Source organism: Pseudoroseomonas cervicalis ATCC 49957, from assembly GCF_000164635.1.
Classification (GTDB): Bacteria; Pseudomonadota; Alphaproteobacteria; order Acetobacterales; family Acetobacteraceae; genus Pseudoroseomonas; species Pseudoroseomonas cervicalis.
The window spans coordinates 72,565-83,367 of record NZ_GG770782.1; the positions used below are offsets into that span (position 1 = coordinate 72,565).

At 71.3% G+C, this 10,803-nt stretch carries 10 protein-coding genes; 7 read left to right on the forward strand and 3 right to left on the reverse strand.

Features of this window, described 5'->3' with window-relative positions; all coding sequences use genetic code 11:
* Positions 1-15: 15 nt before the first annotated feature.
* Together HMPREF0731_RS16785 and HMPREF0731_RS16790 are read right to left on the reverse strand one after the other, a co-directional pair.
* Positions 16-1,647: an FGGY-family carbohydrate kinase gene (locus tag HMPREF0731_RS16785; protein WP_007005371.1), complete on the reverse strand. Its 1,632-nt coding sequence runs from the start codon at positions 1,645-1,647 to the stop codon at positions 16-18.
* Positions 1,648-1,682: 35 nt separating this feature from the next.
* On the reverse strand, positions 1,683-2,501 hold the full coding sequence (locus HMPREF0731_RS16790; RefSeq protein ID WP_007005372.1) for a DeoR/GlpR family DNA-binding transcription regulator: 819 nt from the start codon (positions 2,499-2,501) through the stop codon (positions 1,683-1,685).
* Between the two features lie 121 nt (positions 2,502-2,622).
* Here HMPREF0731_RS16790 and deoC point away from each other — a divergent pair, with 121 nt between their 5' ends.
* The 7 genes from deoC (at position 2,623) to rbsK (ending at position 10,119) form a co-directional block, all read left to right on the forward strand.
* Positions 2,623-3,324 (forward strand): deoxyribose-phosphate aldolase, encoded by a 702-nt coding sequence (gene deoC / locus HMPREF0731_RS16795; protein WP_040613800.1) that lies wholly within the window; start codon positions 2,623-2,625, stop codon positions 3,322-3,324.
* A 184-nt stretch (positions 3,325-3,508) separates the two neighbouring features.
* On the forward strand, positions 3,509-4,420 hold the full coding sequence (locus tag HMPREF0731_RS16800; RefSeq protein ID WP_007005374.1) for an autoinducer 2 ABC transporter substrate-binding protein: 912 nt from the start codon (positions 3,509-3,511) through the stop codon (positions 4,418-4,420).
* 166 nt (positions 4,421-4,586) lie between these two features.
* Entirely contained in the window at positions 4,587-6,083 is a 1,497-nt protein-coding gene (locus tag HMPREF0731_RS16805) for a sugar ABC transporter ATP-binding protein (protein WP_007005375.1), read from the forward strand.
* Entirely contained in the window at positions 6,080-7,072 is a 993-nt protein-coding gene (locus HMPREF0731_RS16810) for an ABC transporter permease (protein ID WP_007005376.1), read from the forward strand. The genes HMPREF0731_RS16805 and HMPREF0731_RS16810 overlap by 4 nt, the downstream gene beginning before the upstream one ends.
* 14 nt (positions 7,073-7,086) lie before the next feature.
* Complete coding sequence (locus HMPREF0731_RS16815; protein WP_007005377.1) at positions 7,087-8,079, forward strand: ABC transporter permease; 993 nt, start codon at positions 7,087-7,089, stop codon at positions 8,077-8,079.
* A 1-nt stretch (position 8,080) separates the two neighbouring features.
* Complete coding sequence (locus HMPREF0731_RS16820; RefSeq protein ID WP_007005378.1) at positions 8,081-9,169, forward strand: aldose 1-epimerase family protein; 1,089 nt, start codon at positions 8,081-8,083, stop codon at positions 9,167-9,169.
* A gap of 14 nt (positions 9,170-9,183) precedes the next feature.
* On the forward strand, positions 9,184-10,119 hold the full coding sequence (gene rbsK / locus HMPREF0731_RS16825; protein WP_007005379.1) for a ribokinase: 936 nt from the start codon (positions 9,184-9,186) through the stop codon (positions 10,117-10,119).
* An 18-nt stretch (positions 10,120-10,137) separates the two neighbouring features.
* Here rbsK and HMPREF0731_RS16830 read toward each other — a convergent pair.
* Positions 10,138-10,803 (reverse strand): MFS transporter (locus tag HMPREF0731_RS16830; RefSeq protein WP_040613802.1); only part of this gene is annotated, 666 nt, incomplete at its 5' end.

Below are 10,803 nucleotides of genomic sequence, written 5' to 3' on the forward strand. Positions count from 1 at the left end.
CGCGCCCGCCGCGCCTCAGCGCGCCTGCATCAGCGCGCGATAGGCCAGCTGGTCGTCGTGCATGCGCCGGAACACGGCGTATTTCGCGTCATGGTAGCGGCGCACCGCCGCATCGCCCGGCGCGATGACCTCGCCGGCGCCGCTCATCGCCGCCATCGCTCCCGCCAGCGAATCCTGCACGCCGCCGGCCGTCGCCCCCAGCATGGCGGCGCCGAGCAGGATCGCCTCCGGCTCGCGCGGCAGCACCAGCTGGCATCCCGTCGCATCGGCATGCTCGCGCAGGAAGACCGGGTTCTTCGTGCCGCCGCCGCAGGCCATCACGGTGTCGATGGCATAGCCCTGCGCGTTCATCGCCTCGATGATGTGGCGCGTGCCATAGGCCACGGCCTGCACCGTCGCCAGGTAGAGCAGCGCCAGATCTTCCTCCCCCGCCGCCAGCCGCAGGCCGGAGACCATGCCGCGCAGCGAGGCATCGGCGCGCGGCGAGCGGTTGCCGTGGAAATCCGGCATCACATGCAGCCCCTCGGTCAGCAGCGCCGGGAAGGGCAGCCCTTCCGCCATGTCTGCCAGCTTGCGGTTGAGCGACTGGTAGATGGTCTCGCCCGCCTGCTGCGCGGCCGCCGCCATGGCCGGATAGGCGGCATGGGTGGTGATGACATGGTCGATCAGCGCGCCGGTCGCCGATTGCCCGCCCTCGTTCAGCCACAGCCCCGGCAGCATGGCGGAATGGTAGGGGCCCCAGACGCCGGGCACGAAACGCGCCTCGGGCGAGACCGCCATGTGGCAGGAGGAGGTGCCGCCCACCAGCGCCACGCGCCGGTTCAGCGTCGCCGCATCCGGCGCCACGCCGTTCAGCGCCGCGCCGATGACACCCAGCCCGCCGGCATGCGCATCGATCGCCGAGGCGCCGACCGGGATGCCCGCCTCCAGGCCGAGCGCCGCCGCCGCCTCCGCCCCCAGCGTGCCGAGGCGCTGGCCGGGCGGCAGGATCTCCGTGCCGATGCGGCGGAAGCCTTCGTCCGCCAGCTCGCCGAGGCCGATGGCGTGGAAGAAATCCGCGTCCCAGCGTCCTTCATGGCCCAGATAGGTCCATTTGCAGACGGTGGAGCAGAGCGAGCGCGCCAGGCTGCCGGTGGCCCGCCAGGTCAGGTAGTCGGGCAGGTCGAAGACATGCGCGGCGCGCGCCCAGGCCTGCGGCCGGTGCCGCTTCAGCCAGAGCAGCTTCGGCGCCTGCATCTCCAGCGAGATGCGGCCGCCGACATAGCGTAGCACCTCGTGCTCGCCGGCATTGATCGCCTCCGCCTCGGCCGCCGCGCGGTGGTCCATCCAGACCATCACATCCTGCTCGGGCTCGCCCTGCGGGCTGATCGAAACCGGGCGGAATTCCGCGTCCAGCACGACGAGGGAGCAGGTGGCGTCGAAGCCCATGCCCAGCACCCGCACCGGGCCGAGATCGCGCAGCGCGCCGCGCACGGCGGCGCAGACCGCCTGCCAGATGTCGTCCGAGGATTGCTGCACGAAATCGGCGCGCGGCCGCCACATGCGGATCGGCCGCGCCGCCTGGCCCAGCATCGCGCCCTGCGGCGTGAAGGCGCCGGCGCGGGCGCTGCCGGTGCCGACATCCACGCCGATGACGATGTCCTGCATGCGGGTCTCTCCTTCGGTTGCCGGTGCCGCGCGGGTTAGGGCGCTGGCGGCGCCACGTCCAGCGGGCAGCCGGCGTCGCGCAGCGCGGCCTGTGCCGCCTCCGGCGCGCTGGCATCGGTGACGATCCGGCTGAAGGCGGAGAGCGGCGCGAAATAGGCCGGGCGCAGCTGGCCGAGCTTGCTGCCATCGACCACCAGCACGCGCTGCGCCGCGCCGGCCAGGGCCATCTGCTTCACCGGCACCTCGTTGAAATGGACGCAGGTGGCGCCCTGCGCCGCATCCACCCCGGCCGCCGAGAGGAAGGCGGTGTTCAGCCGCAGCCGGCGCAGGCTGGCCAGGGATTCGTCCGAGCTGAAGGTGGTGGCGCCGGGATGATACAGCCCGCCCAGCAGCACCAGCCGCGTGTTCGGCCGCCGCGCCAGCAGCGTCGCGATGTTCAGCGCGTAGCACACCACCGTCAGCGCCAGGCCGGGCGGCAGGGCCTGCACCAGATGCGGCGTCGTCGTGCCGCAATCGATGAACAGCGTGTCGCCCTCCCGCACCAGCCGCGCGGCGTGTTGCGCCGCCTGGCGCTTGGCGGCGGCGTGCTGGTCCTGCTCGCGCTCCAGCGCATAGGGGCCGGGGCGCGGCGAGGCGCGGGCCGGCACCACATGGCCGCCGAGCAGCGCCAGGCCGCGCGATTCCGCCAGCCCTGGCCGCGCCAGGTCGCGCCGCAGCGTCATGGAGGAGACGCCGAGCTGCCGCGCCGCCTCCTCCAGCCGCGCCGGGCCGGATTCCTGCAGCAGCGCCTCCAGCCGCGCCAGGCGCTCGCCGCGCCGCTGGCTTGTGAGGCCCTGCCGTTCCAACACCGCCATGTCCTCTCCCTGCCAGCGCCGCTTGACGAACAGAAGCCCTGGTGTGAGGATTATAACAAGTGTTAAAAAACTGACAAACGCGGTGAAGGCATCCGGCCCGGGCCGCGGAGGAATGACGCTGATGGCCCATCCGCAACCCGTGCTGGTCGCGCCCGCCGAACTGGCGAAGCTGATCGACCACACCCTGCTGAAGCCGGAAGCCGGCGAGGCCGAGCTGCGCCGCTGGGCCGAGGAGGCGCGCGCGCACGGCTTCTGCTCCGTCTGCGTCAATCCGGTCAATGTGGCCTTTGTCGCCGGTTTGCTGGCGGGCAGCGGTGTCGCGACCTGCGCCGTGGTGGGCTTTCCGCTCGGCGCCAGCGCCAGCGCCATCAAGGCGGCCGAGGCCGCCCAGGCGGTGCGCGACGGCGCCGGCGAGATCGACATGGTGATCAACATCGGCGCGCTGCGCGACGGGCGGCTGGACGTGGTGCGCGACGACATCGCCGCCGTGCGCGCCGCCTGCGCGGGCCAGGTGCTCAAGGTCATCATCGAGACCTGCCTGCTGACCGACGCGCAGAAGCGCGCGGCCTGCCGCCTGGCCGTCGAGGCGGGGGCGGATTTCGTCAAGACCTCCACCGGCTTCTCCAGCGGCGGCGCGACCGAGGCGGATATCGCCCTGATGCGCGCCGCGGTGGGGCCGGGGATCGGGGTGAAGGCCTCGGGCGGCGTGCGAACGCTGGCCCAGGCGCAGGCGATGATCGCCGCCGGCGCCAATCGCATCGGCGCCAGCTCGGGCGTCGCGCTGGTCTCCGGCGCGGCGCAGCCCGCCGCCAGCGGCTACTGAATTCGCTCGTCTCAGAGCAGAACACGGGGAAGGAATAGCCATGATCAACCGTCGCTAGTTCGGCGCCCTCACCGCCGGCGGTCTGCTGGCCAGCTCGCTCGTCCGCCCGGCCTGGGCGCAGGGGGCGGCCGTCGATGCCAGCAAGGTCTCGGGCGAGATCCATGCGCGCACCGCGCGCAAGAAGGTGATCGCCACCGTCGTCAAGGTCGACGGCATCGCCTGGTTCGACCGCATGCGCGAGGGCGTGAAGCAGTTCGGCGCCGACCAGGGCCACGACACCTGGATGGTGGGGCCGAGCCAGGCCGACGCCGCCGCCCAGGTGCAGCTGGTGGAGAGCCTGATCGCCCAGGGTGTCGATGCCATCTGCATCGTGCCCTTCTCGGTCGAGGCGGTGGAGCCGGTGCTGCAGAAGGCGCGCCGCCAGGGCATCGTGGTGATCTCGCACGAGGCCGCCGGGCTGCAGAACATCGACTACGACATCGAGGCCTTCGACAACCACGCCTACGGCGCCAAGCTGATGGAAGTGCTGGGCCGGCAGATGGGCGGCGAGGGCAAGTATGTCGCGACGGTCGGCAGCCTGACCTCGCAGTCGCAGATGGAATGGATCGACGGCGCCGTCGCCTACCAGAAGCAGCATTTCCCGCGCATGCAGGAGGCGACCCGCCGCATCGAGACCTATGACGATGCGACGACCGACTACAACAAGCTCAAGGAAGTGCTGACCGCCTATCCGGACCTGAAGGGCATCCTGGGCGCGCCGATGCCGACCTCGGCCGGCGCCGGCCGCCTGATCGCCGAGCGTCGCCTGGCCGGCAAGCTGTTTTTCAGCGGCACCGGGCTGGTCTCGGTCGCCGGGCAGTATCTGCGCAATGGCGACATCCAGTACATCCAGTTCTGGGATCCGGCGGTCGCCGGCTACGCCATGAACGTGATGGCGGTGATGGCGCTGGCCAAGAAGTCGATCACCGCCGGCCTCGATCTCGGCCTCGCCGGCTACACCAAGCTGGAGACGCCGAACGCCCAGCGCCCGAACGTGCTGGCCGGCCAGGGCTGGGTCGGCGTCACCAAGGACAACATGTCCCAGTACAACTTCTAACAGGCTGCCGCTCCCTGGTGGGGTGGCGGGACGCGGCACTCGGCCCAGGTGGCCGTGGCTGCGTTCCGCCGTTCCAGGGGAGCGGCCGCTCTGACCGGCAGGGCCCAGGCGCCCGGCCCCCGTGCCGCGACTCCCGTCCCGGCCATGACCGGAAGCCGAAAGAAAAATGAGTGGACCGCTGATTGAGTTGCGCCACCTGGGCAAGAGCTTCGGGGCGGTGCATGCGCTGAAGGATGTCTCCCTGACCATCGGCCCGGGCGAGATCCATTGCCTGGCCGGCGAGAACGGGTCGGGCAAGTCGACGCTGATCAAGGTCATCTCCGGCGTCAACCGGCCGGATCGCGGCGAGATCCTGATCGACGGCGAGAAGGTCGAGGGCATGACGCCGCGCGAGGCGATCGCCCGCGGCGTGCAGGTCATCTACCAGGATTTTTCGCTGTTTCCGAACCTGACGGTGGCCGAGAATCTGGCGCTGTCGACGGAATTGCAGGCGGGCACGCGCATCGTCTCCTGGCGCCGGGTGCGCCGGATCGCCGAGGAGGCGACGCGCAAGCTCGGCGTCGCGCTCGACCTCGACGCGCTGGTGGAGACGCTGCCCACGGCGGGCAAGCAGCTGGTGGCCATCGCCCGCGCGCTGATGTCCGACCCGCGCCTGCTGATCATGGACGAGCCCACCACCGCGCTGACCGGGCGCGAGGTCGAGGCGCTGTTCCGCGTGGTGCGCGACATCCAGAGCCGCGGCATCGCCGTGCTCTTCGTCAGCCACAAGATGCGCGAGATGCTGGAGATCAGCGAGCGGCTGACCGTCATCCGCAGCGGCGAGGTGGTGGCCGCCGGCCCGATCTCCGAGTTCGACGAGGCCAGCATCACCCGCGCCATGACCGGGCAGGAGATTGCGTCCGAGGGCTATCGCTGGGAAGGCGACGCGGCGGCCGCGCCGCTGCTGGAGGTCGAGAACCTCACCGTGCCCGGGCAACTGGAAAACATCTGCCTGCGGCTGATGCCGGGCGAGATCGTCGGCATTTCCGGCCTGCTGGGCTCCGGCCGCACCGAGCTGGCGCTCGCCTTGTTCGGCATGAAGCCGGGGCATGATGGCGAGATCCGCATCGATGGCCGCGCCGCCCGGCTGCGCTCGGTGCAGGACGCCATCGCCGCCGGCATCGCCTATGTGCCCGAGGACCGGCTGACCGAGGGGCTGTTCCTCTCCGCCACCATCGACCGCAACATGCTGGCCAGTTCGCATGGCCGGCTCAGCCGTTTCGGCGTGCTGCAGTCCGGCCGCGCGGCGCAGGAGGCGGCCGGCATGATCGACGCCATGGCCATCGCCACCCCCACCGGCAACCGGCCGGTGACGGAGCTGTCCGGCGGCAACGCGCAGCGCGTGGTGATCGGCCGCTGGCTGCTGAACGAGCCGCGCATCCTCATCCTCAACGGCCCGACGGTCGGCGTCGATGTCGGCTCCAAGGCCGGCATCCACCGCAAGATCCGCGAACTGGCCCGCCATCACGGCCTGGGAGTGCTGATGATCTCCGACGACCTGCCGGAGCTGGTGGACAATTGCAACCGCATCCTGGTGCTGCACCGGGGCCGGCTGGTGGAGGAGGTGGACGCCGCCGCCACCAGCGAGGCCGCGCTGAGCGAGACGCTGGGGGCGCTGCAATGAGCGGCCTGGCCAATGCGCTGCGCCGCCATCCGGAGCTGATGGTGGCCGCCGTGCTGGTGCTGGCGGTGGTGGTGATCGGCACCATCAACCCGGTCTTCTGGCAGCCCTCCAACCTGTTCAGCCTGATGCGCGCCAGCGTCGTCACCGGCATTCTGGCTCTCGCCGTGCTGCTGGTGATGCTCTCGGGCGGCATCGACGTGTCCTTCCCGGCCTTCGCCATCGCGGCGATGTACCTGACCATCAAGGCGATGATCGCCTGGGGCTTCGACGGCGTCATCCTGCCCTTCCTGATGGCCAGCGGCATCGGACTCGGGCTCGGCCTGGTGAATGCCGCCTTCGTGCACTATTTGCGCATGATCCCGCTGATCGTCACGCTCGGCACCGGCACGGCGGTGCGCGGTTTCATCCTGGGCGTGGTCGGCACCAGCCAGATCAACATTGGCCAGATGCCGCCGCAGCTGATCGACTTCGCGCGCGGCGAGGTGCTGCACGTCACCCAGGCCGATGGCAGCGTCGCCGGCCTGTCCTCGATGGTGCTGGTCTATGCGGGGCTGGCCATCGCGGTGCATCTGCTGCTGCGCCACACCATGCTGGGCCGTGGCATCTACGCCATGGGCGGGGGCGTGGAGGCGGCGCGGCGCGTCGGCTTCAACATCCGCCGCACCACCTTCGTCATCTACGGCCTGGCCGGGGCGCTGGCGGGCTTCGCCGGCCTGCTGCACGGCGCCATGATCTGGACCGCCAACCCGCGCGACATGGTGGGGCTGGAGCTCGACGTCATCGCCGCCGTGGTGCTGGGCGGCGCCTCCATCTTCGGCGGGCGCGGCTCGGTCATCGGCACCATGCTCGGCGTGCTGACGCTGGTGGTCATCACCAACAGCCTGATCATCCTGGGCGTCGACACCACCTGGCAGCGTGTGGTGGTGGGGCTGATCGTCATCGCGGCCACCGCGGTCACCGCCTGGCGCGACCGCAAGCGCCTGGCCTGAGGGGAGGAGAGAGCATGTCCGCACTCCTGCAGCGCCTGCGCCGCACCGACACCAACCTGCTGCAGCTGCTGCTGCTGACGGTGCTGATCTTCGCCGGCATGGCGGCGCTGAACCCGGAGCGCTTCCTGCGCCCCTATGTCTTCGAATCCATCACCTTCATCGCGCCCGAGCTCGGCCTGCTGGCCATCGCCATGATGGTGGCGATGCTCACCGGCGGCATCGACCTGTCGGTGATCGGCATCGCCAACCTGGCCTGCATCCTGGCCGGGCTGTTCTTCCACAGCGTCGGCGCGCCGCGCGGGCCGGAGCTGGTGTACCTGCCGCTGCCGCTGGTGCTGGCCGGCATCGGCATCGCCCTCGGCGTCGGGCTGATCGCCGGGGCCATCAACGGCTTCCTGATCACCCGGCTGCGCGTCACCCCAATCCTGGCCACCATCGGCACGGGGCAGGTCTTCACCGGCATCTGCCTGGTGCTGACCGGCGGGCCGGCGGTGGTCGGCTTCCCAAAGATCTGGGGGCAGATCGGCAATGGCACGGTGTTCGGCATCGCGGCGCCGCTGGTGGTGTTCGTGGTCGTCGCCGGGCTGGTCTGGTTCCTGCTGGCGCGCACCGCCTTCGGCATCAATTTGACGCTGATCGGCACCAACCCGAAGGCCGCCGTCTTCGCCGGGCTGCGCAGCGCGCGCACCGTCTTCCTCTCCTACATGCTGACCGGTGGGCTGGCCGCCATCGCCGGCATCCTGCTCTCCGGCCGCACCAATGCGGCGAAGTCGGATTACGGCACCTCCTATCTGTTGCAGGCGGTGCTGATCGCGGTGCTGGCCGGCACCAACCCGGCCGGCGGCAAGGGCTCGGTGCCCGGCATCGCGTTGGCGCTGGTGGCGCTGATGCTGCTCTCCTCCGGGCTGCAGATCATGCGCTTCAGCAACTTCCTGGTGGATCTGATCTGGGGCGGCTTCCTGCTGCTCTCCATCGCCCTCGCCGCCTGGCGCATGCGGAGCCGCTGACATGGCCGTCACCGCCACCATCCCCCTGCACCCGGCGCTGTGCGGCGAGGCCCCGCGCGAGGTCTTCGCCGCCGGCGAGCTGCGCGCTACCTTGCACCGCTATGCGTCCGGTGTCGCCGCGCTGCGCGTCAGCAACGCGCGTGGACTCATAGAAATCCTGCCCTGGATGGGCGGCATGATCTGGGCGGCGCGCTTCGATGGCGTCGACCTCACCATGGCCAGCGGCTTCGACATGCCGCGCCCGGCGACGGTCATCGGCGGCACCTATGGCTGCTTCGCCTTCCACAGCGGCCTGCTGCGCAACGGCGTGCCGACGCCCGAGGACGACCACGCGCCGCATGGCGAATTCCCCTGCGCCGAGATGCAATCGGCCTGGCTGGAATGGGGCGAGGATGCGGACGGCCCGTATCTCCGCGCCGTCTCCGCCCGCGACCATGTCATGGGCTTCGGCCCGCACTACCTCGCCCAGCCCTCGGTCACGCTCCGCCCGGGGCGGAGCCTGTTCGACATCGGCCTCGCCGTGGAGAACCGCTCCGGCAAGCCGATGGAGCTGATGTATATGTGCCACGTCAACTTCGCCTTCGTGCCGGGGGCGGAGCTGTTGCAGGCCGCGCCCTACACGCCCGATCGCGTGGCGGTGCGCCGCGCCGTGCCGGCGCATGTCACGCCCAACCCGGACTACCTGGCGCTGATCGAGGCGCTGGCCAGCGACCCGGCGCGCATGGCGAAGCTGGACGAGCCGCATCTCTACGACCCCGAACAGGTTTTTTATCTGTCGGGCCTCGGCCGCGATGGCGATGGAAAGACGCATCTGATGCTGCGCCGGCCGGAGGGCGATGGCTTCGCCCTGTCCTATGATCCCGAGGCGCTGCCGCACTGCGTGCGCTGGATCCTGAACGACCCGGACCAGAAGGTGGCCGCCTTCGCGCTGCCCTCCACCTGCCAGCCCGAGGGCTACGCGACGGAGAAGCGCAAGGGCCATGTCCGCCTGCTGCCGCCGAAGGGCCGCGTGGACTTCGCCGTGCGCGCCGGCTATCTCGACCGGGACGCCGCAGCGCGGCTGGCCGGCACCATCTCTTCCCTGGCTTGAACGGAGCGGCTTCGATGGGCGCGCGCATCGCCGTGGTCGGCAGCAACATGGTCGACCTGATCACCTACACCGACCGGCTGCCGGCGGCGGGCGAGACGCTCGCCGCCCCCTCCTTCAGCATGGGCCATGGCGGCAAGGGGGCGAACCAGGCCGTCGCCGCCGCCAGGCTCGGCGCCGATGTCATGCTCGTCACCCGCGTCGGCGACGACCTGTTCGGCGAGGGCACGCTGAAGAACTTTTGCGAGCTTGGGATCGATACAAAACATGCCCGCGCCGTGCCGGGCACGCAGAGCGGCGTGGCGCCGATCTTCGTCGAGCCCTCGGGCGAGAACCGCATCCTGATCGTCAAGGGCGCCAATGAGCATCTGCTGCCCGCCGATGTCGACGCGGCGGCGGAGGATCTGGCCGGCTGCGGGCTGATCCTGCTGCAGCTCGAGATCCCGCTCGAGACCGTCTACCACACCATCGCCTGGGCGGCTTCGCGCGGCATTCCGGTGCTGCTGAACCCGGCGCCGGCGGTGCCGGAGCTCGACGTGTCGCGCATCCTGGGCGTCACCTTCCTGGCGCCGAACCAGACGGAACTCTCCATCCTGACCGGCCTGCCGGCCGAGACGCGCGATCAGGCCGAGGCCGCGGCGCGCACCCTGGTCGCGCGCGGCGTGAAGCAGGTGATCGTGACGCTGGGCGGCGAGGGCGCGCTGCTGGTCACCGCCGACGGCCCGGCGCAGCACGTGCCGGCCGTGCCCGTGAAGCCGGTGGATACCAGCGGCGCCGGCGATGCCTTCCTGGGCGCCTTCGCGCAGCACTATGCGGAGCATGGCGACACCCTGGCCGCGATGCGCTGGGGCGCGCGCTACGCCGCCGATTCCATCACCCGCCAGGGCACGCAGAAGGCCTTTGCCGGCGCGGCCGAATTCGCCGCCTTCCGCCGCGCGCTGGGCGAGGAGTAAGCCGCCCGCCGGCCGGGCTCAGCCCCGGCCGGGCCGCGCCAGCCGCAGCGCCAGCAGCGCCAGCACGGAAAACCCCAGCAGCACCGCCGGCAGCCCCGGGGCGATCTGCGCCACCAATTGCCCGATCAGCGCGGCCGAGGCGGCGCCGAGCGCCATGTGCAGCGCGCCCAGCACGGCGCTGGCGGTGCCCGCCGCGCCCTCCACCGCCAGCAGCGCCAGGCCGATGGCGGGCGGCGCCATGCAGCCCACCCCGGCCTGGGAGAGCATGATCAGCGCGATGGCGGTCCCGCCGCCCAGCGTGCCGGTCAGGCCGAGCGCCAGCAGCGCCAGCGCCGCCCCCAGCATCAGCGCGACGCCGAGCTGGATGCGCTGCGCCGGGCCCAGCCGCAGCCGCGGCGCCGCCAGCCCGCCGATCAGGAAGCCCGCCGCGTAAAGGGCGGTGGCCAGGCTGATGCTGCCCGCCCCCCAGCCCAGATGTCCCTGGAACAGCGCCTGGGCCGCCGCCACCTCGGCATAGGCGCCGCCGATCGCGGCGCCGGAGGCCAGCGCATAGCCCAGGAAGGGGCGGCAGCGCAGCACGCGGGCATAGCCCGTCAGGCTCTGGCGCAGCCCGCCCTCGCCATGCCCGCGCGGCGCGTGGCTCTCCGGCAGGGCGAGCAGCACGGCCAGCAGCGCCAGGGCGCC